The following is a 23672-nucleotide window of genomic DNA, read 5'->3' as shown; positions in this document are numbered from 1 at the left end:
CGTGTGCGACCGAGAGGAGAAGTCAGTTGTCGGCTCATGGGGGAAAGAAGGCGATTCTCGCCGCGCTCGGCGCCAATGCCGGTATCGCGGTAGCCAAGTTCGCCGGCTTCCTGATCACCGGCTCGTCGTCCATGCTGGCGGAATCCGTGCACTCGGTGGCCGACACCTCCAACCAGGGCCTGCTCCTGCTCGGCCAGAAGAAGGCCGAACGCGCCGCCGACGATCTGCACCAGTTCGGTTACGGGCGTAGCCGCTACTTCTACTCGTTCGTCGTCGCGCTCGTGTTGTTCAGCCTCGGTTCGCTGTTCGCGATCTACGAGGGCATCCACAAGATCCAGCACCCCGAGGAACTCACGTCGCCCCTCGTGGCGGTGGTCATCCTGGTGATCGCCATCGGGCTCGAGACGTTCAGCTTCCTCACCGCCGTGCGGGAGTCGCGTCCCCTCAAGGGGAAGGCGAGCTGGTGGGGATTCATTCGCACGTCGCGCAGCCCGGAGCTTCCCGTCGTGCTGCTCGAGGACACCGGCGCACTGGTCGGTCTGGTCCTCGCTCTCGGTGGTGTCGGACTGACGATGCTCACCGGCGATCCGGTGTGGGACGGTGTCGGCACCCTCTGCATCGGCGCCCTGCTGGGAATCATCGCGATCATCCTCATCGTCGAGATGCAGAGCCTGCTGATCGGTGAGGGAGCCACCGCAGACGAGGAGGCGCGGATTCTCGCCGCCCTCGTCGACGGTGAGAAGATCGAGCGCGTCATCCACTGCAAGACGCAGTACCTCGGACCCGAGGAAATCCTCGTGGCCGCGAAAGTGGCCGTGGCCGCCGGATCGGACATCAGCGCCGTCGCCGAAGCCATCGACGAGGCCGAGGCGCGAGTGCGCGGCGCAGTCCCCGCGGCTCGCCGCATCTACATCGAACCCGATCTGTTCCGGGCAACCGAAGGCATAGGCTGAACGGCAACTTTCGATTGAGGAGGCTGATGTGGCCATCCAGGACAAAGGCAGCGGAGAACCGCACCTGAGCGGCAGGCCGACCGGATTGTTCCGCACCAAGTCGATCGAGCAGTCGATCCGAGACACGGACGAACCGGAAACCAAGCTCCGCAAGGATCTGACGGCGTGGGACCTGACCGTCTTCGGTGTCGCCGTCGTCATCGGCGCCGGCATCTTCACGCTCACCGCGCGCACCGCAGGCAACGTCGCCGGTCCGTCCGTGTCGGCGGCGTTCGTGATCGCCGCCATCGCGTGCGGGCTCGCCGCGCTCTGCTACGCCGAGTTCGCCTCGACCGTTCCGGTCGCGGGCAGCGCGTACACGTTCTCGTACGCGACGTTCGGTGAACTGATCGCGTGGATCATCGGCTGGGACCTCATCCTCGAATTCGCGCTCGCCGCGTCGGTCGTGGCGAAGGGCTGGTCGCTCTATCTCGGTGAGGTGATCGGCAACCACACACCGGTGGCGCAGCTCGGCTCGGTCACGTTCGACTGGGGTGCGGTACTCATCGTCGCGATCATCACCGTCGTGCTGGCGACGGGCACCAAGCTGTCGTCGCGGGTCTCACTCGTAATCACCTCGATCAAGGTGGCCGTGGTGCTCGTCGTGGTGGTGGTCGGCGCGTTCTACATCGACACCGACAACTACTCCCCGTACATTCCCCCGTCCGAGGCGGGCAGCACGGGCGAGGGCATCCACCAGTCCCTGTTCTCCTACGTCACGGGTGCCGGCGGCAGCACGTTCGGCTGGTACGGCCTGCTGGCGGCGGCGAGCCTGGTGTTCTTCGCGTTCATCGGTTTCGACATCGTCGCCACCACCGCCGAGGAGACGAAGGATCCGCAGAAGGCGTTGCCCCGCGGAATTCTGGGATCGCTGCTGATCGTGACGATCCTGTACGTGGCGGTGACGCTGGTGCTCACCGGCATGGTCGACTACCACGAATTGGCCGGGGACAGTTCCAATCTGGCCACGGCGTTCGGCATCCACGGGATCACGTGGGCGAAGAACCTGATCTCGTTCGGTGCGCTCGCCGGTCTCACCACCGTGGTGATGGTGCTGATGCTCGGGCAGACCCGGGTTCTGTTCGCCATGTCCCGGGACGGACTGATGCCGAGGCGCCTGGCGCCGACCGGCAAGCACGGCACACCCGTTCGGATCACCGTGCTCGTCGGTGTCGTGGTGGCCGTGCTCGCGGGCATCTTCCCGATCGGCACCCTCGAGGAAATGGTCAACATCGGAACGCTGTTCGCGTTCGTCCTCGTGTCGGTCGGCGTGATCGTGCTGCGCCGGACGCGACCGGACCTGCCCCGCGGATTCCGTGTCCCACTGGTCCCGTGGGTGCCTGTCCTCGCCGTCCTCGCCTGCCTGTGGCTGATGGTGAATCTGTCGGTCGAGACGTGGATCCGGTTCATCGTGTGGATGGCGCTCGGCGTGATCATCTACTTCGCCTACAGCCGCCGCCATTCGATGATGGAGAGACGGAGTCGCGGCGAGGTCTGACACGCAACGGGATTCGACGGCCGGGGGTCGGAGCGGCAGTACCGGGCGAGTGCCCCGGAAGCGGCGGGCACTAATGTCTTCGCCATGACTTCGTCGCGTGTCCGGGTGCCCTATCAGGAGGCTGCGCGGTTGCTGCTGCGTCAGTCGGTGCTCGATGCGATGCGGGATCTCCTGTTCGAGAAGGACTGGTCGGACATCACGATGTCCGATGTCGCGGCCGGCGCCGGCGTGAGCAGGCAGACGCTCTACAACGAGTTCAAGTCCCGGCAGGGGCTGGCGGAGGCGTACGCCCTCCGGCTGGCCGACGAACTGGTCGACGCCGTCGACGAGGCGCTGGCGGCGAACGTCGGGGAAGGCCGCGCCGCGCTGCTTTCCGGATTCACCGCGTTCTTCGCGGCCAGCCTGTCCGACCCGCTCGTGCAGTCACTTCTGCGCGGCGAGACCAAACCCGACCTGCTGCGTCTGATCACGACCGAGAGCGCGCCGATCATCGAGCGGGCGTCGACGCGGCTCGCCGACGTCTTCCAGCGGGGCTGGGTGCGGGCGAATCCGTCGGACGCGGGCATTCTCAGCCGCGCCATCGTGCGCCTCGCTATGAGTTACATCTCGATGCCACCCGAATCCGAGGCCAACGTCGCCGAGGATCTGGGTGCTCTTCTGGGGCCTTTCGTGGACGAAGCGGTCGGCGGGGCCGATCGGGAGTGACCGCCCCGCGGCGCAGCCTCACGTGAGTGTGACCCTCGGGACGCAGTACCGATAGCCTTGACCGAAACAGCAGTCAACCAGGAGAGGCAGATGACGACCTCAGTTTCAACCATGCCCGTGGCCGAGAGCCGAAACGGGATCGATTTCAAGGTGGCGGACCTTTCGCTCGCCGAGTTCGGCCGCAAGGAGATCCGGCTCGCCGAGCACGAGATGCCGGGACTGATGGCGCTTCGCCGCGAGTACGCAGAGGTGCTGCCGCTCAAGGGTGCTCGCATTTCCGGTTCGCTGCACATGACCATCCAGACGGCCGTCCTCATCGAGACGCTCACCGCACTGGGCGCCGAGGTCCGCTGGGCCTCGTGCAACATCTTCTCGACGCAGGATCACGCCGCCGCCGCGATCGTCGTCGGCCCGCACGGCACGCCCGAGGAGCCGCAGGGCACCCCGGTCTTCGCGTGGAAGGGCGAGACGCTTGAGGAGTACTGGTGGGCCGCCGAGAAGATGCTCACCTGGCCGGACGCCGACAAGCCCGCGAACATGATCCTCGACGACGGCGGCGACGCCACGATGCTCGTCCTCAAGGGCGCGCAGTTCGAGAAGGCCGGCGTCGTGCCGCCCACCGACGACGAGCAGGATTCCGACGAGTACAAGGTGTTCCTCGCCCTGCTGCGTCAGTCCCTCGACGCGGACAAGACCAAGTGGACCACGGTTGCGGAGTCGGTCCAGGGCGTCACCGAGGAGACCACGACCGGTGTCCTGCGTCTCTACCAGGTCGCGGCCGCCGGGGAACTCACGTTCCCGGCCATCAACGTCAACGACTCGGTCACCAAGAGCAAGTTCGACAACAAGTACGGCACCCGGCACTCGCTGCTCGACGGCATCAACCGCGGCACCGACGTCCTGATCGGCGGCAAGGCCGCGCTCGTCTGCGGTTACGGCGACGTCGGCAAGGGTTGTGCGGAGGCTCTGCGCGGACAGGGTGCCCGCGTCGCGGTCACCGAGGTCGACCCCATCAACGCTCTCCAGGCGCTGATGGACGGCTTCGAGGTGAAGACGGTCGAGCAGGCCATCGGCTGGGCCGACATCGTCATCACGTCCACGGGCAACAAGGACATCATCACGTTCGAGCACATGAAGCAGATGAAGCACCAGGCCATCCTGGGCAACATCGGCCACTTCGACAACGAGATCGACATGGCCGGCCTCGAGCGGTCCGGCGACGTCACCCGCATCAACATCAAGCCGCAGGTGGACGAGTTCCGGTTCAACGACGGCCACTCGATCATCGTGCTGTCCGAGGGTCGCCTGCTGAACCTCGGCAACGCCACCGGCCACCCCTCGTTCGTGATGAGCAACAGCTTCTCCAACCAGGTGATCGCGCAGATCGAACTGTGGACGAAGCCGGAGGAGTACGACAACGAGGTGTACCGCCTCCCGAAGCACCTCGACGAGAAGGTCGCGAAGATCCACGTCGAAGCGCTCGGTGGCACGCTCACCAAGCTCACGAAGGAGCAGGCCGAGTACATCGGCGTCGACGTCGAGGGCCCGTTCAAGCCCGAGCACTACCGGTACTAGAGGCCGCGGCGTCCCCCGGTCCGTCGCGCACGGGCCGGGGGATAGCCTTCTTCCTCGTGGGAAAACTGATTGCGCTGGAAGGCCTGGACGGCGCGGGCAAGCGAACACTCGTCGGCGCAGTGGTGACACGCCTCATCGAGCAGGGTCTGACGGTCGGCACCCTCGACTTTCCGCGGTACGGCAGGTCCATGCACGCCGATCTGGCGTCCGAGGCCCTCAAGGGCGCGCACGGTGACTTCAGCGACTCCGTGCACGCGATGGCCGTGATGTTCGCGCTGGACCGGTCCGGTGCCGTCGGGGAGCTGTCGGCGCTGCTCGCCGAACACGACCTGGTGATTCTCGACCGCTACGTGGCGTCCAACGCCGCGTACGGTGCGGCCCGGTTGCATCAGGGGGCGGACGGGGAGTTCGTCGGCTGGGTGGGGAACCTCGAATTCGAGCGGCTGGGGCTGCCCCGGCCCGACCTGCAGCTGTATCTGGACGTTCCCGTGGCACTCGCCGAGCAACGCGCCCGCGGCCGCGAATCGGCGGATGCGAGCCGGTCGCTGGACGCCTACGAACGCGACCGTGGACTGCAGGAACGCACCGGCGAGGTGTACCGGGAGCTGGCCGGGAAGGACTGGATTTCGCCGTGGTGGGTGCTCACCCCGGACACCGATCCGGTCACGCTCGCCGAAAACCTGGCACTCTTGAGTGACGACACGGCACGCCGTGACGAGAAAGAACACGGCACGCCGTAACGGCGAACGGGCTGTTACGGCCTCCGAAGATGCAACGATAGGGACATGAAGCCAAGGATTCTGGTTGTCGACGACGACACTGCGCTCGCGGAGATGCTCACGATCGTCCTCCGCGGCGAAGGATTCGATCCGTATGTGGTGGGGGACGGGACCCAGGCGCTCACCGCGGTCCGGGAGACACGCCCGGACCTGGTGCTGCTCGACCTGATGCTGCCCGGCATGAACGGCATCGACGTGTGCCGGGTCCTGCGCGCCGACTCCGGTGTCCCCATCGTGATGCTGACCGCGAAGACGGACACCGTCGACGTGGTCCTCGGATTGGAATCCGGCGCGGACGACTACATCATGAAGCCGTTCAAGCCGAAGGAGCTGGTGGCGCGGGTCCGGGCACGGCTTCGCCGGACTGAGGACGAGCCGGCCGAGCTGCTCAGCATCGCCGACATCGTCATCGACGTCCCCGCCCACAAGGTGAGCCGGGGCGAAGAACTGATCTCCCTCACCCCCCTCGAGTTCGACCTCCTGGTGGCTCTGGCGCGCAAACCGCGACAGGTGTTCACCCGTGAGGTCCTGCTCGAGCAGGTGTGGGGTTACCGACATGCAGCCGACACCCGACTGGTCAACGTGCACGTTCAGCGTCTGCGGGCCAAGGTCGAGACTGATCCCGAGAATCCCGAAGTGGTTTTGACGGTCAGGGGGGTCGGCTACAAGGCCGGACCGCCGTGACAGGTGTTTCCCGATGGCGGCGTCGTGTCAACCGACGCGTTTCGCCGATCCTTCGGTGGGGTCACTCACTGAGCAATACCCTCGCGCACACATGGCGTCGTTCGCTGCAGCTGAGGGTCGTCGTCTCGACGTTGACGTTGTCGCTCATCGTCATCGTCGTGCTCGGCGTCGTGCTGACGAGCCAGATCACCGACCGTCTGCTCGAAACGAAGATCAACGCGGCGACCGAGGAGATGGACCGTGCCCGCAGCACGGTCGAGGGGCAGCTGGCGGGGGCGGACGACAGTAGTTCGCCCACCACTCAGCTCGACGGTGCCCGGGCTGCGCTGACGAACCGGGAGCCCGACGCCGGTCAGGCGTCGGGGTCGGCGGGAACGTTCGATCCTGTGCTCATCGTGCCCGGTGACGGCCCCCGCGCCCCGACGTCCAGCGGCCCGGCGGACCAGATTCCGGAATCACTGCGGGCGTTCGTCCAGGCCGGTCAGGTGGCCTACCAGTTCGCCACGGTCAACGATCCCGAAGGCTATTCGGGGCCGGCGCTGATCGTCGGGAGCCCGACCGCATCCGCGATCTCCACGCTCGAGTTGTACCTGGTGTTCCCGCTGGCCAGTGAGGACCGCAGTCTGTCGCTGGTCCGCGGCACGCTGCTGGTGGGTGGTGCGGTGCTCGCCGTGCTGCTCGCGGCCATCGCGCTCCTCGTCGCCCGGCAGGTGGTTCTGCCGATCCGGTCGGCGTCCCGGATCGCGGTGCGCTTCGCCGACGGCCGGCTGAAGGAACGCATGCCCGTGCGCGGCGAGGACGACATGGCCCGGCTGGCGATGTCGTTCAACGAGATGGCGGAGAGCCTGTCCAAGCAGATCACCCAGCTCGAGGAGTTCGGAAATCTCCAGAAGAGATTCACCTCCGACGTGAGCCACGAGCTGCGGACACCGCTGACGACGGTGCGCATGGCGGCCGATCTCATCCACGACGGCAGCGACGATCTCGACCCTGTGCTCCGGCGGTCGTCGGAGTTGCTGGTCGCCGAACTCGACCGGTTCGAGGGGCTGCTGGCCGACCTCCTCGAGATCAGCAGGCACGACGCCGGTGTCGCGGAACTGGCCGCCGAGCAACTCGACGTCCGGATGTGTGCGCGTGCGGCGGTCTCGACGGTCCGTCACCTCGCGCGCGAGAGCGGGACCGAACTGATCGTGGACCTGCCCGATCAGGCAGTCATGGCCGAGGTGGACCCGCGTCGCGTGGAACGCATTCTGCGGAACCTGCTCGCGAACGCGATCGATCACGGAGAAGGCAAACCGGTGCTGCTGCGCCTGCGCGCCGACGACAGCGCTGCGGCGTTCATCGTGCGCGACCAGGGCGTGGGTCTGCGGCCGGGCGAGGAGAAGCTGGTGTTCAACAGGTTCTGGCGGTCCGACCCGTCGCGGGTGCGGCGGTCGGGCGGTACCGGCCTCGGACTCGCGATCAGTGTGGAGGACGCGAATCTCCACGACGGCAGGCTCGAGGCGTGGGGCGAACCCGGCCAAGGCGCCTGCTTCCGGTTGACGCTGCCGCGGGTGCGGGGCCGCAAGGTCGTGTCGAGCCCGCTGCCGCTGAAACCGGGAACCGCGAAATACGTTCAGGGTCAGCCTGTCCCGGGCGACACCACGTTGCCGGTGCGCAACGAGAGCCCGGAGACGGTGGCCGACGAATCCCGCACGGTTCCCAAGAAGCGCGAGCGCGCGCACGTCGGTGACCGAGACGGTTCGCACCTTCCGGAGCAGGACCTGTGACGCCCCGGCGGCGATCCGCCCTGCTGTCGCGGTCGGTATGCGGAGCGATCGTCCTCGCGGTGCTCGTGACGGTCAGCGGGTGCGCGAGCCTCCCGGATTCCTCCACACCGCAGGCGATCGGCACGATCAACCGTGACTCGCCCGGATCGAGCGTCGCGGCCCCCGCGCCGGGGCGTGAACCCGACCTGCTGCTCCGCGACTTCTTCAAGGCCAGTACCGATCCGTCCAACCGGCACCTCGCGGCCCGTCAATTCCTCACCCCCGGTGTGACCGGCAGGTGGGACGACGCGGCCAGCGCGACCATCGTCGACAAGGTCGACGTCCTCCCGGAGACGCGGTCCGCCGACAAGGCGACGTACACGATCCGCGCCAACAAGGTGGGGCAGCTCGAGCCCGGCGGACTGTACGTGGCGGAGGAGGGCAGCTTCGAGACGAAGATCAGCCTCGAGCTACTCGACGGGGAGTGGCGGATCTCCGAGCTCCCCGCCGGCGTGATCCTGGACCGGGCACAGTTCCTGAACACCTATCAGCGCAAATCGCTGTACTTCCTCGATCCGGCCGGGACGACGGTCGTGCCGGATCCGCGCTGGGTGTCGGGCGCCCAGGACCAGATGGCGTCGCAGTTGATCGGCTTGCTGATCGACGGGCCGAAGGCCGCCCTGGCCCCGGCCGTGCGCAACGAGCTCGGCGACGGCGTGTCGGTGCGGGGCCCGATCACGAAGGCCGACGGCCGCACCGCGCAGGTGGGGGTGGGGCTCGGCGGCATCCGGATCGATTTCGCCGGCGTGCCGCCCATGGACGCGCAGGCGAAGCAGCTGTTCGCGGCGCAGGTGATCTGGACGCTGGCCAACGCGGAGATCTCGGGCCCCTATGTGCTGCTCGCCGACGGCGAGCCCTTCGACGAGCGGTTCCCGAACGGGTGGACCACCGCCGACGTCGCGTCGATGAATCCGTTCGCGACCTCGAGCGCCACCGTGGGGCTGCACGCGCTGCGCGAGGGGTCGATGGTGAGCGTCACCGAGACCGGGGTCACCCCGGTGCCCGGGTACTTCGGTTCGGCCCGCAACATGCGTTCGCTCGCGCTGTCGCAGGACGGAAAGCTGGTCGCCGCGGTCGCGGACACGGGGCGTCCCGCCCCGGAACCCGCGAGTTCGCTGATGGTCGGCGCGTACGAGGACGGTGCCGCGTCGGTGCTCGAAGGCGGCGCGATCACCCGCCCGACATGGGCACCCGACAATTCGGCGATCTGGGCAGCGGTCAACGGCAACACGGTGATTCGGGTGTTGCGCGAGCCCGGCACCGGCCGGACGTCGGTGGTCAACGTCGACGCCGGCGCCGTCACCGCGCTGGGTGCCACGATCACCGAGTTGCGGCTGTCCCGCGACGGGGTGCGCGCGGCACTGATCGTCGACGGCAAGGTCTACCTCGCGATCGTCACCCAGATGCCGGGTGGTGAGTACGCTTTGACGAATCCCCGTGCGGTCGCGATCGGTCTGGGCAGCCCGGCGCTGTCCCTGGACTGGAGCACGAGCGACACGATCGTCGTCGCGCGCGCGGCCTCGGACATCCCGGTGGTGCAGGTGGCCGTCGACGGATCACGGATGGACGCGCTGCCGAGCCGTAATCTGACCGCGCCGGTGGTGGCCGTGGACGCGTCGACGACCACGGAGTTCGTCGCCGACTCCCGGGCGGTGTTCCAGTTGAACAACAACGATCCGGCGGGCGACCGGTACTGGCGGGAGGTTCCCGGGTTGACGGGTGTCAAGGCGATCCCGGTCCTGCCGGGCTGAGGCTGTCGGTGCGGTCGCCGATACTGCCCGCATGCGCGCCCTGCCCGGCCTCCGGAGCCTGCTCGACCTGATCCTGCCCGCCGAATGCGGCGGGTGCGGCGTGCCGGGCACGCAGTGGTGTGCCCGCTGCGCCACGGAGCTGGCCGACGATCCCGTGCTGCTCCGGCCCCGCGTGGATCCCGGGGTCGGGGTGTGGGCACTCGGACCGTACTCGGGTGCCCGCCGTCGCGCCGTGATCGCCGCGAAGGAACGCGGGCGGCGTGATCTCGCCGCGCCCCTCGGATCCGCCGTCGCGGGCGCCCTGGGCCGTCTGCAGCAGTGGCGAGAACTCGACCCGCCGGACGTCGCCCCGGTGGTTCTGGTGCCGGCTCCGACGCGTCCCCGGGCCGCCCGTGCACGCGGCGGCGACCCCGTCACCCGGATCGCCGTCGCCGCGGTGGGAGGCAGACGCGTGTGTCCCGCGCTCGTGATGCGACGCGCCGTGCGCGATTCGGTCGGACTGAGCGCAGATCAACGTCGAGTAAACCTCGAGGGTGGCGTCCGGTTGACCCGCAGCGGTCAAGTATTCGCGCGGCATCTCGCGTCGGAACCGGCTGCACTGCAACGCATCTCGGTGGTACTGCTGGACGACGTGTCGACCACCGGGGCGACCGCCGCCGAGTCGGTCCGGGTGCTGTCGCGAGTGGGTATCCGAGTGAGCGCGGTGGTCGTCGTGGCGGGTGTCAGATGAAATTCTGCCGAACAGTGGCACTCGCGCGCGTTACGTACTAGCGTCGCGGACACACCCGAAAACACAGGTAGGAGGTGGAACTTCGAACCTGGTGCCGGGCGGACCCCCTTCCGGCATTGCTCAAACTCGCCGCCGCCCATCAAGGGGCGGGGCCGTAATCGGGAGGTACGAGTGACGACCCCTTCGCAAGCCTCGGTTTTCGTCGACGACCGCACAACGGATGCACAAGAGAAGACGGATACCCCCAACGCCGAGATCGTCGTCAAGGGACGCAACGTCGAGGTACCCGACCACTTCCGCGTGTACGTCTCCGAGAAGCTGTCGCGCCTCGAGCGCTTCGATCCCTCCATATTCCTGTTCGATGTCGAACTTCACCACGAACCCAATCGACGCCAGAGGAAGAACTGCCAGCGCGTCGAGATCACTGCCCGAGGCAAGGGGCCGGTAGCCCGAGCCGAGGCATCCGCCGACAGCTTCTATGCAGCATTCGAGTCGGTGACCGCCAAGCTCGAGAGCAGGCTCCGCCGCACCAAGGATCGCAAAAAAGTCCACTACGGGGAAAAGACCCCGGTGTCGGTGGCGGAGGCCACCGCCGCACTCGCCGAGGACGACAGTCTCGGCATCAGTCCCGACATCTCCCTGGACGGTCAGATGCCGGACGAGCACACACCGGGTCATGTCGTGCGTACCAAGGAACACAAGGCCGCGCCGATGACCGTCGACGATGCTTTGTACGAGATGGAGCTGGTAGGACACGATTTCTTCCTGTTCCACGACAAGGAGTCGGACAAGGCGACCGTCGTCTACCGGCGGCACGCGTTCGACTACGGATTGATCCGTCTGGCGTGATGTACTCCCGTTCCGCCTGACGATCCGAGCGGTCGGTCTACTCGTCCGATCGCGGAAGCGCCTACCATGGAATCCGGCCGGGGTTCTCGGACCTCCGGCCGGATTTTGTGTGTCACCCATCCACTGCCGAAGATTGAGGACGAACAAGACTGTGCCGTCGCTGTCGCTATCGAAGCTGCTCCGTGTTGGTGAAGGTCGCATGGTCAAGCGGCTCAAGCACATCGCCGACCACGTTTCCTCGCTGTCGCCCGAGGTCGAAGACCTGACCGACGAGCAACTCCGCGCGAAGACCGAGGAGTTCCGCGCCCGCTACCGCGACGGCGAGACGCTCGATGAGCTGCTGCCCGAGGCGTTCGCGGTCGCCCGCGAGGCGTCCTGGCGCGTGATCGACCAGCGGCACTTCCACGTGCAGATCATGGGCGGCGCCGCCCTCCACTTCGGCAACATCGCCGAGATGAAGACGGGTGAGGGCAAGACCCTGACCTGCGTGTTGCCCGCGTACCTCAATGCGATCGCCGGCGACGGCGTGCACGTCGTCACGGTCAACGACTACCTCGCCAAGCGCGACTCCGAGTGGATGGGCCGCGTCCACCGCTTCCTCGGCCTCGACACCAGCGTGATCCTGTCCGGCATGTCGCCGGCCGAGCGTCGCGCAGCCTATGCGGCCGACATCACATACGGCACCAACAACGAGTTCGGGTTCGACTACCTGCGCGACAACATGACGCACTCCCTGGACGATCTCGTCCAGCGCGGTCACAGCTTCGCCGTCGTCGACGAAGTCGACTCCATCCTCATCGACGAGGCCCGAACCCCCCTCATCATCTCCGGCCCCGCCGACGCCTCGAGCAAGTGGTACGCGGAATTCGCGCGCATCGCGCCCCTGCTCAAGCGTGACGTGCACTACGAGGTCGACATCCGCAAGCGCACCATCGGCGTCCACGAGGCCGGCGTCGAGCTCGTCGAGGACCAGCTCGGCATCGACAACCTGTACGAGGCCGCCAACTCGCCGCTCGTGAGCTACCTGAACAACGCCATCAAGGCCAAGGAGCTCTACACGAAGGACAAGGACTACATCGTCCGCGACGGCGAAGTGATCATCGTCGACGAGTTCACCGGCCGCGTCCTCGTCGGCCGCCGCTACAACGAGGGCATGCACCAGGCGATCGAGGCCAAGGAGAAGGTCGAGATCAAGGCCGAGAACCAGACCCTCGCCACGATCACGCTCCAGAACTACTTCCGTCTCTACGACAAGCTGTCGGGCATGACGGGTACGGCCGAGACCGAGGCCGCCGAGCTGCACCAGATCTACAACCTCGGCGTCATCCCGATCCCCACCAACCGGCCGATGGTCCGCGTCGACAACGGCGACCTGATCTACAAGACCGAGGAAGCCAAGTTCGACGCCGTCGTCGACGACGTGGTGGAGCGGCACGAGAAGGGCCAGCCCGTTCTGATCGGCACCACCAGCGTCGAGCGGTCCGAGTACCTGTCGAAGCAGTTCACCAAGCGCGGCGTGGCACACAACGTGCTGAACGCGAAGTTCCACGAGCAGGAAGCCCAGATCATCGCCGAGGCCGGCAGGTCGGGCGCCGTCACCGTGGCGACCAACATGGCCGGTCGTGGTACCGACGTCGTGCTCGGCGGCAACCCCGACATCATCGCGGACATCGCGCTCCGCAAGCAGGGACTCGACCCCGTCCACACGCCCGACGACTACGAGGCGGCGTGGGACGACGTCCTCGACCAGGTCAAGGCCGAGGTGAAAGCCGACGCGGACAAGGTTCGGGAGGCGGGCGGACTGTACGTCCTCGGCACCGAGCGGCACGAATCCCGGCGTATCGACAACCAGTTGCGCGGCCGCTCCGGCCGTCAGGGCGATCCGGGTGAGTCGCGGTTCTACCTGTCGCTCGGCGACGAGTTGATGCGACGGTTCAACGGCGCGGCCCTCGAGTCGATCATGACCCGGCTCAACCTGCCCGACGACGTTCCCATCGAGGCGAAGATGGTCTCGAAGGCCATCAAGAGCGCCCAGACGCAGGTCGAGCAGCAGAACTTCGAGATCCGCAAGAACGTCCTCAAGTACGACGAGGTGATGAACCAGCAGCGCACGGTCATCTACAACGAGCGCCGCCAGATCCTCGAAGGCAAGGACATGGAGGGCCAGGTCGAGAAGATGATCACCGACGTGGTCACCGCCTACGTCGACGGTGCCACCGCCGAGGGATACGTCGAGGACTGGGATCTCGAACAACTGTGGACGGCCCTCAAGACGCTGTACCCGGTCGGCCTCGACTACAAGGAACTGGTCGGCGACGGCGACGACGGTGAGACCAACGACATCACCGCCGACGAGCTGCGCGAGACCCTGCTGAAGGACGCACACGACGCCTACGCCCGGCGCGAGGCCGAGATCGACGGCGTCGCCGGCGAGGGATCGATGCGCGAACTGGAGCGTCGCGTCCTGCTGAGCGTGCTCGACCGCAAGTGGCGCGAACACCTCTACGAGATGGACTACCTCAAGGAGGGCATCGGCCTGCGGGCGATGGCCCAGCGTGATCCGCTCGTCGAGTACCAGCGCGAAGGTTTCGACATGTTCGGCGGCATGCTCGAGGGTCTGAAGGAGGAGTCGGTCGGATTCCTGTTCAACCTTCAGGTCGAGGCGGCCGCCCCGACGGCGGCACAGGCCCCGGGCGTGAGCGTCACCGCGGCTTCCGCAGCGGCGACGGCGTCGGCCTCGCCCGCTCCGGCACCGCCGCGGCCACTGCCCACCCAGGAGGCGGCGCAGCAGGCGCAGGGCACGGCGGCACCGTCCGCCCTCCGTGCGAAGGGCCTGGACGACGGCGAGCCCCGCGGGCTCACGTACTCCGGGCCTGCCGAGGACGGCAACGCCCAGCTCAGCCGCCGCGGAGCCGCCGAATCGGACGATGCCGCCGACGCCGGAACCCGTCGTCAGCGGCGTGAGGCCGCGCGGTCGCAGTCGAAGAGCAAGAAGGCCCCGCGGACCAAGCGCAAGCGCTGACCGCAGACGAAGACGATCAGCCGATCACCAGCGAGGTGACGGTCCAGCCCGTGTCGGACTGCTGTTCGACACGGGCTGCGATCACGAAGATCCGCGGTCCCCGGCCGTAGGTGCCGAAGGCCTCGAACGCGCACGGCTCCACCGCGCGCAGGTGCACGCGGACGAGCGTCGCGACACCGAGTCGCCGGGCGGGCGACTCCGACAGCGCGAGCGTGCGCACGACGTCGACGAGCGACGGCGTCACCAGCGGCCGCAATTGCCGTACGTTGCGGCGCCGATCCAGCACTTCGAGGACGAGCCGGAACGCCTGCTCCGTGAACCGCTGGACGTCCGGTGAGGGAAGAGGCAGCGTTCCCGGCTGTGTCGCGGCGGTGCGTGGCGACGCCCCCGAGTGGGGCGACGAGCGGTGCCTGCCGCGCCCGGACGCGTGCCGTTCGCCCGACGGCGCCGCCGAACGCCCCGGCAGAGGCGGTGCGGGAACGTCACCGGCCGCCGGCTCGAAGTGCGGCACCCGTGACAGGAACGTGTAGGACTCACTCATTTCTTACCCCCCGGTTTCGGCATGAGACGGCCGTCGTAGCGGTCATACTCGCACGGATCCCGTCGTCGTGTCGCCGAACCGGGGAGCGGACCCTAGGGTGGGGACGTGCGGGGATTGATATTGGACTTCGGAGGAGTTCTCGCGGGTCCCGGTTCGGACATGGACGGCCTGTCGTCCGTCCTCGCCGGTGCCCGGACTCGTGGGGTGCGGACCGCGATCCTCAGCAACGATCCCGGTGGTCCCGGCGCGCAGTGGCTGCGGGAACTCGGTGACGGCCGGCTGGTCGATCAGGTCGTGCTGTCCGGGGATGTCGGTGTCGCCAAACCTGATCCGCGGATCTACCGGCTGACGGCCGACGCGCTCGGTCTGGCCCCGGGGGACTGTATCTTCGTCGACGACCTGTCGGTCAATGTCCGGGGTGCGGTGGCCGTCGGGATGGTGGGTATCCACCACGTCGACGGCGGCGCCACCGCGGACGAGATAGCGATACTTCTCGAGGTCGATCGAGATGGGATGCAAGGGGGACAGGCGCCGACATGGTGACGAGACTGACTACGCAGGACGCGTCGTTCTATTTTCTCGAGGCGAGCAGTACGCCGATGCACGTGGGTTCGCTCGCGATCTTCCGCAAGCCGCGAAACGGGTTGTCCTACGAGGAATTACTGAGCCTCGTCGAGGAACGACTGAGTCTGGTCCCGCGCTACCGGCAGAAGGTGCGGGAGGTGGCGCTGGGACTGTCGCGGCCGGTCTGGGTGGACGACCAGGACTTCGACATCGAGTACCACGTCCGGCGGTCGGCGCTGCCGAAGCCCGGATCGGATGCCCAGTTGCACGATCTGGTCGCACGGCTCACGTCCCGGCCGCTCGACAACACGCGACCGCTGTGGGAGATGTACCTGGTGGAGGGGTTGTCGAACAATCGCTTCGCCATCTTCACGAAGTCCCATTCGTCGCTGGTCGACGGTGAGACGGCGCTCGAGATCGGTCAGGTGATCCTCGACCCGGCGAAGACCCGGCGTCCCATGGCCGAGGAGCTGTGGATGCCGAGCCCCGCCCCCAGTGAGTCCACACTGATCGCCGGGGCGCTGGCGGAGATGGTGGCGCGGCCGGGCGAAGGGCTGGCGGCGCTGCGGATGACGTTGGGTGACATGGCGTCCGCGCTCGGTGAGACCGTGCGCGCCGTCGGCAAGGTCGCCGCCGTCGTGCGCACCGCCACGCAGGTGGCGCCGGCGAGTCCGCTGAACGCGACCATTTCACGCAATCGGCGCTTCGCGGTGGTCAAGACCGAGCTGGGTGACTACCGGAAGATCCGCGCGCAGTACGGGTGCGAGGTCAACGACGTCATCCTCGCCGTCGTGTCGGGTGCGATGCGGTATTGGCTGCTCTCCCGCGGCGAGCCGGTGGCCGAGTCGACCACGGTCCGGGCCATGGTCCCGATGTCCGTGTACGCGACGGACCCCGAGACCGACGACGAGGAGTCACGCCGCGGCGAATGGGCGGATCCGCGAAGCATGGTGTCGTCGTTCCTCATCGACCTGCCGGTCGGGGAACCGAATGCCGTGGTGCGGCTGTCGCACGTGGCGCACGCCATGGAGGCGCACGCCAAGCAGAGCCAGAGGGTCACCGCGGAGACCCTGGTGCGGTTGTCGGGATTCGCGCCCGCCACGCTGCACGCGATGAGTGCCCGTGTCGCGAGCAGCTTCTCGCAGCGGATGTTCAACCTGATGATCACCAACGCGCCGGGACCGCAGCTGCCGCTGTACGTCGGGGGAGCGCGGATGCTCGAGATGTATCCGGTGTCGCCGCTGCTGAAAAACCAGACTTTGAGCATCGGCCTGACGTCCTACGACGGCAACGTCTACTACGGTTTGAATGCAGACCGTGACGCCATGGCCGACGTGGACGTGGTGGCGGCGCTGCTGTACGAATCTCTCGAGGAGTTGTTGGATGCCAGTCGGTGAGAAGTCCGTGGTGCGAATGACGGGTGACGCATGACGAGGGTGTACGTTCCCGCGACGATCGAGATCCTCCAGCGGCTCGTCGCCGACCGGGAGTTCGATCCGATGAGCCGTACCGCCTTCGCCGTCACCCCCACGCTCCGCGAGGCGTACTCGTCGGGCGACGACGAGGAACTGGCCGAGGTCGCGATGGCCGAGGCCGCCCGCGCCTCGCTGCGACTGATCGCGGGCCGGGTGGGGGAGAGCGGAAGCGACGGGGTTCGCTTCCGTCGCGCCGTGGTCGCCGCGGACGTGGACGAGGTGACGCCGCGGCCGGATCTCGACGACGCCGTGGTCCGGTTGCCCGGTCCGGTGACGATCGGCACGGTCGCGTCGGTGCACGTGGATCTCGCGGAGGCGGAGCCGGACATCGAACGGGCCGTGTCGGCGATCGACGAGGCGGATCTCGGGGACCCCGACGCCGAGTTCGTTCTCGGTGACGCGGAGGATCATGTCCTGGCGTGGTACGCCACTCAGGAGCTTCCGTTCCTTCTCGAACTGCTCTGACCGGTACGTCCTCTTACCTTGGGGTAACCTACGGTACCGTAACTTGATAACCTACGGTAGCGTAGGTCATGACGGAAAAGGTGGAGGTCGGATGGGTCTGAAGGATTGGATCGAGGCGCCCGCAGCAGCGGTTGTGCCCGCCAAGCGGTCCAAGCTCAATTGGTTGCGAGGTGCGGCGGCACGGCTCACGACGCCGTTGCTGCCCGACGACTACCTGCATCTCGCCAACCCACTGTGGTCGGCTCGCGAACTGCGCGGACAGATCATGGAGGTGCGCGCGGAGACCGCGGACTCGGCCACGATCGTCATCAAGCCGGGCTGGGGATTCGACTTCGACTACGAGCCCGGCCAGTACATCGGCATCGGTCTGCACATCGACGGACGCTGGCACTGGCGCTCGTACTCCCTCACCTCGCCGCCGAACTGGGACGACAAGCTCATCTCCATCGCCGTCAAGGCGATGCCCGAGGGGTTCCTGTCGAGTCACCTCGTCAACGGTGTGCCCTCGGGGACGATCGTGCGGCTCGCGACCCCCACGGGCAACTTCGCGCTGCCCGACCCGCCGCCGCAGCGGATCCTGTTCCTCACCGCGGGCAGCGGCATCACTCCCGTCATGGCGATGCTGCGCACGATGAACCGGCGCGGTCAGCTCCCCGACGTCTTCCACGTCCACTCGGCCCCCACCGACGCCGACGTGATGTTCGCCGACGAGCTCACCCGGCTCCACGAGGAGCACGACGACTTCCGGTGCAAGATCCAGCTCACCCGCAGCCAGGGCAAGTTCGCGTTGTCCTCGCTCGACGAGGTGTGTCCCGACTGGCGCGAACGGCAGACGTGGGCGTGCGGACCGCTGCCGATGCTCGACGAGATCGAGACGCTGTGGCGCGACGAGGGCATCGAGGACAAGTTGCACCTCGAGCGGTTCGCTGTCTCCCGCGCGGACACGTCCGGCGAGGGCGGGACCGTCACGTTCGCCAAGGCCGACAAGACCGTGACGATCGACGGTGCCACCACTCTCCTCGAGGCGGGTGAGCAGGTCGGGGCACTGATGCCGTTCGGCTGCCGGATGGGTATCTGCCAGACCTGTGTCGTGCCGATCCTCGCCGGGCACGCCATCGACCTGAGGTCCGGCAAGCAGCACGCCGAAGGTGACCGAGTCCAGACTTGTATCTCCGCGGCGGCAGGGGACTGCACGCTCGACGCGTGAGCGTGGGCGTGTTGTTCACCTGACTCCGCTATTCTCGGACTCTCACCAGACGGAGGAGCACGGTGGCGATCACCGACATCAAAGAGTTCGCGCATCTGACCGAAGCGGACATCGAATCGCTCGGGCGTGAGTTGGATGCGATCCGGCTCGACGTGGAGGATTCGCGCGGCGTTCGCGACGCCCGCTACATCCGCCGGGCCATCAGGGCGCAACGGCTGCTGGAGCTCGGTGGCCGGCTTGCGTTGTTCGGAAGCCGCTACCGCCCGGCCTGGCTCGCGGGCACCGCGATGCTGTCCCTCTCGAAGATCATCGAGAACATGGAACTCGGCCACAACGTGATGCACGGCCAGTGGGACTGGATGAACGATCCGGAGATCCACTCCATGTCGTGGGAGTGGGATCAGACGGGCCCCTCGGAGCATTGGAAGCGGGCGCACAACTACTCCCACCACACGTTCACCAACATCGTGGGAATGGATTCCGATGTGGGGTTCGGCATCCTCCGGATGACCCGCGACGAGGAGTGGCGGCCGATCAATCTGCTGCAGCCGTTCGCCAACATCATCCTGGCCGCCACGTTCGAGTGGGGGATCGCGCTCCACGACCTCACCTTCGCGGCCGAGCTCGAGGGTGCGGAGAAGGGTCAGCTCAATTCCCAGGCCAACAAGGATTTCGGTCGCAAGATCTTCCGTCAGGTCGGCAAGGACTTCCTGCTGTTCCCGGTGCTCGCGGGGCCGGCGTGGAAGTCGACGCTGACGGCCAACGCCACCGCCAATCTCGTGCGGAATCTGTGGGCCTATGTGGTGATCTTCTGCGGGCACTTCCCGGACGGTGCCGAGAAGTTCACGGTGGACGAGTACGAGAACGAGACCCGGCACGAGTGGTATCTCCGGCAGATGCTCGGCAGTGCCAATTTCGATTCCGGCAAGGTCATGGGTTTCATGAGCGGCAATCTCAGCTACCAGATCGAGCATCACCTGTTCCCGGACCTGCCGAGCAACCGGTACCCGGAGATCGCCGTGAAGGTGCGGGCGCTGTGCGAGAAGTACGACCTGCCGTACACCACGGGTTCGCTCGCCAAGCAGTACCTGCTGGCTCTGCGCACGATCCACAAGCTCGCCCTGCCCGACCAGTTCCTGCGGGCGACGGCGGACGACGCCCCGGAGACGTCCTCGGAACGCAAGTTCCGCGACGCCCGTGATGCGGGTGCCGCCATGGTCGAGACGTTGCGCACGGATCCCGTCACGGGGCAGCGGCGGGGTCTGCTGTCGGCGTTGCGCGCCCGCGCGGAGGCCAAGATTCCTCGACGTCGACGGTGATTTCACTCACACCTACACTCAGGTAACCTACGGTGTCGTAACTTACGGTACGGTAGGTCGAGTCAGCGCCTTTCGGGTGTGAACTGTCGACCCAGCCAGGAGGAGGTCCCCCATGGCGATTGCAGACGTCAAGGAATACGCACATCTCACCGAAGCCGACATCGAGTCGCTCGGACGCGAGCTCGATGCGATCCGGCGCGATATCGAAGAGTCCCGCGGGGAGCGTGACGCGCGGTACGTGCGAAACACGATCAGACTGCAGCGTTCCCTCGAAATCGGTGGCCGAGCCGTCCTCTTCGCGAGCAAGCGGCGTCCCGCCTGGCTGGCGGGTACGGCCATGCTGTCTCTCTCGAAGATCATCGAGAACATGGAACTCGGCCACAACGTCATGCACGGCCAGTGGGACTGGATGAACGATCCCGAGATCCACTCCACCTCGTGGGAGTGGGACGTGACGGGACCGTCCGCTCACTGGAAGCAGACGCACAACTACATTCACCACAAGTACACCAACGTCCTCGGCATGGACGACGACGTGGGATACGGACTGCTGCGCGTCACGCGTGACCAGCGGTGGAAGCCGTTCAACACCGGCAATATCCTGTACAACACGCTGCTCGCGCTGTTCTTCGAGTACGGAATCGCGGCGCAGCATCTCGAACTCGGCAAGGTCGCCAAGGGGCGCGTGCCGAGCGAGGAGACCCAGCGCAAGCTCCGTGAGGTCGGCGAGAAGGTCGGCAAGCAGATCCTCAAGGACTATGTCGTGCACCCCGCGGTCACGGGTCCCGCGTGGAAGAGCACGCTCACCGCAAACATCGCCGCGAACATGATCCGCAACGTGTGGACCAACGCGATCATCTTCTGTGGACACTTCCCGGACGGCGCCGAGAAGTTCACCAAGGCGGACATCGACAAGGAAACGCCGGCCGAATGGTACCTGCGGCAGATGCTCGGTAGCGCGAACATCGAGGGTGGCAAGCTGATGGACTTCATGTCCGGCAATCTCAGCTACCAGATCGAGCACCACCTGTTCCCCGACCTGCCCAGCAACCGCTACTCGGAGATTGCCGTGCGGGTGCGGGAACTGTGCGACAAGTACGACCTGCCGTACACGACCGGGCCCTTCCTCGTGCAGTACGCGAAGTCGTGGCGCACCATCGCCAAGCTGTCGTTGCCGAACAAGTACCTCAAGGCGACCGCGGACGACGCGCCGGAGACGGCGTCGGAGCGCAAGTTCGGTGGAAACACCACGGCGACAATCGATCCCGTAACCGGTCGCCGTCAGGGATTGAGTACCGCGATCAAGCGCACCCGCAAGCGCCGCGGTCTTCGCGCGCTGCTGTCCCGCTAGAAAGTACCGCTATCGACGCGGTTCGTCCCTCACCAGGCTTCGTTGGACGCGATGGCCGTGAGGAGGTGACGGACCGCGTCGACGCGTTTGGCGGCCTTGCCCTCCAGCCGGTCGAGCGCGCATTCCGGGTCTGCGGGCGGGCCGAGGTGGGTGCACCCCCTCGGGCAGTCCTCGATGGCCGCGGCCAGATCGGAGAACGCGGCCACCACGTTCTCCGGGGAAATGTGGGCCAGTCCGAACGACCGGATGCCGGGGGTGTCGATCGCCCAGCCGCCCGTCGGAAGCGGCAGCGCCACCGATTGCGTGGACGTATGCCTGCCCTTGCCGACGCCGGAGACCACGCCGACGGCCCGGTCGGCGTCGGGCACGAGGCGGTTGACGAGAGTCGACTTCCCGACCCCCGAGTGGCCGATCAGCGCGGTGAGCCGGCCCGACAGCATCGACAAGACCTCGTCGACCGGATCGTCGCGACCGGCCACGACGACGGGGACGTCGAGGTCGGCGAACGCGCTCGCGAACTCCTCGGGCGGCTCGAGATCGCTCTTCGTGAGGCACACGATGGGACTCAATCCGCCCGCGTACGCGGCGACGAGCGCACGTTCGACGAATCCCGTCCGGGGCGGCGGGTCGGCGAGCGCCACGACGATCAGCAGCTGCTGGGCGTTGGCCACGACGATCCGCTCGTACGGATCGGTGTCGTCGGCGGTGCGTCGCAGCACCGTGGAGCGTTCGGCGACCCGCACGATCCGCGCCAGGGTGTCGGGCTTGCCGGACAGATCACCGACGACACTCACCTCGTCGCCGACCACGATGGGGGTGCGGCCCAGTTCCCGGGCGCGCATGGTGACGAGGGGACGCTCGGGGTCGCCGCCCAGCACGCAACCCCACCGGCCGCGGTCGACCGAGACGACCATCGCCGACTCCGCGGCGAGGTGCTCCGGCCGGGTCTTCGTGCGCGGGCGCGTTCCTCGGCCCGGGCGTACCCGGACGTCGGACTCGTCGTACTGCCTGCGACTCAGAAGCTCGCCTTCCGTTCGGTGCCCGCGGCCGCGGACAGCATTGTGGCCCACAGGTTCTCGAAACCGGGCAGGGTCTTGGCCGTGGTGCCGACGTCCTCGATCTCGATGCCGTCGACCCGCAGCCCGACGATGGCGCCCGCGGTCGCCATCCGGTGGTCGGCGTAGGAGTGCCACGTCCCACCGTGCAGGTCCGCCGGGACGATCGTGAGGCCGTCCTCGGTCTCGGTGACGTTCCCGCCCAGCGAGTTGATCTCGTGTGCGAGCGCGGCCAGCCGGTCGGTCTCGTGACCGCGCAGGTGCGCGATGCCCCGCAGGTGCGACGGGCCGTCCGCGAGTGCGGCGAGCGCCGCCACGGTCGGGGTGAGTTCGCCCACGTCGTGCAGGTCGATGTCGATGCCGGTCAGCTGCTGCGGACCACGGACGGTGAGGTTCGCGCCGTCCAGCCGGACGTCCGCGCCCATCGCCAGGAGGATTTCCCGGATCGCGTCGCCTGGTTGCGTCGTCCTGCTCGGCCACAGGGGAACGGTCACCTCACCGCCGGTGACGGCGGCGGCGGCCAGGAAGGCGGTGGCATTCGACAGATCGGGCTCGATCGCCCGGTCGACGGCCCGGACGACACCGGGGCTCACCCGCCACGTGTCGGCCTCCCCGCCCGTCGCCGGGGTCGTGACCTCGACACCCGACTCGCGCAGCATCTCGACCGTCATGTCGATGTGCGGCATGGACGGGACCGTCTTGCCGTCGTGACGGACCGTGACACCCTCGTCGAACGCGGCCGCCGACAGCAGCAGCCCGGAGACGAACTGTGACGAGCCGGACGCGTCGATGGTGACCCGTCCACCGCGCAGCGAGCCCGCACCGCGGACCGTGAACGGGAGGGAATCGCCGTCGATGTCCGCGCCGAGACCGCGCAGCGCATCCAGGATCGTGTCGAGGGGCCGGGTGCGCGCCTGCTCGTCCCCGTCGAAGTGAACCGTTCCGCTCGCGAGCGCCGCGACCGGCGGAAGGAACCGCATGACGGTGCCCGCCAGTCCGCAGTCGACCGCACCGCCCCGGAGTCGTCCGGGGGTGACCCGCAGCGTCGTGTCGGCGCCGACCGTCTCGATGCTGATGCCGAGCGTGCGGAGCGCGCCGATCATGAGGTCGGTGTCCCGGCTGCGCAGTGCCCCGGTGAGGGTGGACGGACCGTCCGCGAGTGCGGCGAGGATCAGCGCGCGATTGGTGATCGACTTCGATCCGGGGAGGGCGACCGTCGCGACGACGGGCGCTTCGGCACGGGGGGCGTTCCACAGGCTCAGGCTCACGGTCTCCATCTTCGCCTATCGGGCGGGTCGCGGG

20 protein-coding genes are annotated in these 23672 nt (G+C 67.4%); 17 read left to right on the top strand and 3 right to left on the bottom strand.

The window, feature by feature from the left end; translation table 11 throughout:
* Positions 1–26 precede the first annotated feature (26 nt).
* From G9373_RS36020 to secA, 11 genes are all read left to right on the top strand, one after another.
* A complete protein-coding gene (locus G9373_RS36020; RefSeq protein ID WP_005568158.1) occupies positions 27–953 on the top strand; it encodes a cation diffusion facilitator family transporter in 927 nt (308 codons plus the stop codon).
* 28 nt (positions 954–981) lie between these two features.
* Positions 982–2490 carry an amino acid permease gene (locus tag G9373_RS36015; protein WP_005259762.1) on the top strand — a complete coding sequence of 503 codons (1509 nt, stop codon included), beginning with the start codon at positions 982–984 and terminating at the stop codon, positions 2488–2490.
* Between the two features lie 84 nt (positions 2491–2574).
* Positions 2575–3195: a TetR family transcriptional regulator gene (locus tag G9373_RS36010; RefSeq protein ID WP_005259761.1), complete on the top strand. Its 621-nt coding sequence runs from the start codon at positions 2575–2577 to the stop codon at positions 3193–3195.
* Positions 3196–3285: 90 nt separating this feature from the next.
* Positions 3286–4770 carry an adenosylhomocysteinase gene (gene ahcY, locus G9373_RS36005; protein WP_043790469.1) on the top strand — a complete coding sequence of 495 codons (1485 nt, stop codon included), beginning with the start codon at positions 3286–3288 and terminating at the stop codon, positions 4768–4770.
* 56 nt (positions 4771–4826) lie between these two features.
* Entirely contained in the window at positions 4827–5510 is a 684-nt protein-coding gene (locus G9373_RS36000; RefSeq protein ID WP_054248260.1) for a dTMP kinase, read from the top strand.
* 45 nt (positions 5511–5555) lie between these two features.
* A complete protein-coding gene (mtrA, locus tag G9373_RS35995) occupies positions 5556–6233 on the top strand; it encodes an MtrAB system response regulator MtrA (protein ID WP_005240059.1) in 678 nt (225 codons plus the stop codon).
* A 47-nt stretch (positions 6234–6280) separates the two neighbouring features.
* A complete protein-coding gene (gene mtrB, locus G9373_RS35990; protein ID WP_240483014.1) occupies positions 6281–8002 on the top strand; it encodes an MtrAB system histidine kinase MtrB in 1722 nt (573 codons plus the stop codon).
* On the top strand, positions 7999–9792 hold the full coding sequence (lpqB, locus tag G9373_RS35985; protein WP_005259751.1) for an MtrAB system accessory lipoprotein LpqB: 1794 nt from the start codon (positions 7999–8001) through the stop codon (positions 9790–9792). Before mtrB ends, lpqB begins: the two co-directional genes overlap by 4 nt.
* Before the next feature lie 31 nt (positions 9793–9823).
* Positions 9824–10522, top strand: coding sequence for a ComF family protein (locus tag G9373_RS35980; protein ID WP_064080334.1), 699 nt, complete (start codon positions 9824–9826; stop codon positions 10520–10522).
* 171 nt (positions 10523–10693) lie between these two features.
* A complete protein-coding gene (raiA, locus tag G9373_RS35975) occupies positions 10694–11371 on the top strand; it encodes a ribosome-associated translation inhibitor RaiA (RefSeq protein WP_005568143.1) in 678 nt (225 codons plus the stop codon).
* Positions 11372–11522: 151 nt separating this feature from the next.
* Positions 11523–14393: a preprotein translocase subunit SecA gene (secA, locus tag G9373_RS35970; RefSeq protein ID WP_064080335.1), complete on the top strand. Its 2871-nt coding sequence runs from the start codon at positions 11523–11525 to the stop codon at positions 14391–14393.
* A gap of 16 nt (positions 14394–14409) precedes the next feature.
* Here the strand turns inward: secA and G9373_RS35965 are convergent, their stop codons facing one another.
* On the bottom strand, positions 14410–14934 hold the full coding sequence (locus tag G9373_RS35965; protein WP_005562538.1) for an Rv3235 family protein: 525 nt from the start codon (positions 14932–14934) through the stop codon (positions 14410–14412).
* A 105-nt stretch (positions 14935–15039) separates the two neighbouring features.
* On the opposite strand from G9373_RS35965, the gene G9373_RS35960 reads away from it, so the two are divergent.
* The 6 genes from G9373_RS35960 (at position 15040) to G9373_RS35935 (ending at position 21315) form a co-directional block, all read left to right on the top strand.
* The gene (locus G9373_RS35960) at positions 15040–15477 is read left to right on the top strand and encodes an HAD-IA family hydrolase (protein ID WP_037204691.1); all 438 of its coding nucleotides are present in this window, start codon (positions 15040–15042) and stop codon (positions 15475–15477) included.
* Positions 15471–16895 (top strand): wax ester/triacylglycerol synthase family O-acyltransferase, encoded by a 1425-nt coding sequence (locus G9373_RS35955; RefSeq protein ID WP_005259739.1) that lies wholly within the window; start codon positions 15471–15473, stop codon positions 16893–16895. The genes G9373_RS35960 and G9373_RS35955 overlap by 7 nt, the downstream gene beginning before the upstream one ends.
* A 30-nt stretch (positions 16896–16925) precedes the next feature.
* Positions 16926–17438 carry a hypothetical protein gene (locus G9373_RS35950; RefSeq protein ID WP_005259738.1) on the top strand — a complete coding sequence of 171 codons (513 nt, stop codon included), beginning with the start codon at positions 16926–16928 and terminating at the stop codon, positions 17436–17438.
* 91 nt (positions 17439–17529) lie between these two features.
* Entirely contained in the window at positions 17530–18645 is a 1116-nt protein-coding gene (locus tag G9373_RS35945) for a ferredoxin reductase (protein WP_005562534.1), read from the top strand.
* 62 nt (positions 18646–18707) lie between these two features.
* Positions 18708–19964, top strand: a complete 1257-nt coding sequence (locus tag G9373_RS35940) for an acyl-CoA desaturase (protein ID WP_167119721.1) — start codon at positions 18708–18710, stop codon at positions 19962–19964.
* Positions 19965–20076: 112 nt separating this feature from the next.
* Positions 20077–21315, top strand: a complete 1239-nt coding sequence (locus G9373_RS35935) for an acyl-CoA desaturase (RefSeq protein ID WP_167119718.1) — start codon at positions 20077–20079, stop codon at positions 21313–21315.
* 29 nt (positions 21316–21344) lie between these two features.
* Here G9373_RS35935 and rsgA read toward each other — a convergent pair whose 3' ends face one another.
* A complete protein-coding gene (gene rsgA, locus G9373_RS35930; protein WP_005562531.1) occupies positions 21345–22385 on the bottom strand; it encodes a ribosome small subunit-dependent GTPase A in 1041 nt (346 codons plus the stop codon).
* Entirely contained in the window at positions 22331–23647 is a 1317-nt protein-coding gene (gene aroA / locus G9373_RS35925; RefSeq protein ID WP_120659297.1) for a 3-phosphoshikimate 1-carboxyvinyltransferase, read from the bottom strand. The genes rsgA and aroA overlap by 55 nt, the downstream gene beginning before the upstream one ends.
* Between the last annotated feature and the right edge of the window lie 25 nt (positions 23648–23672).

The sequence above is a fragment of the Rhodococcus sp. A14 genome, from assembly GCF_011603105.1.
Taxonomy (GTDB): Bacteria; Actinomycetota; Actinomycetes; order Mycobacteriales; family Mycobacteriaceae; genus Rhodococcus_F; species Rhodococcus_F opacus.
Note: the sequence above shows the minus strand (reverse complement) of the source record. Positions and strands in the feature narration are given on the sequence as shown.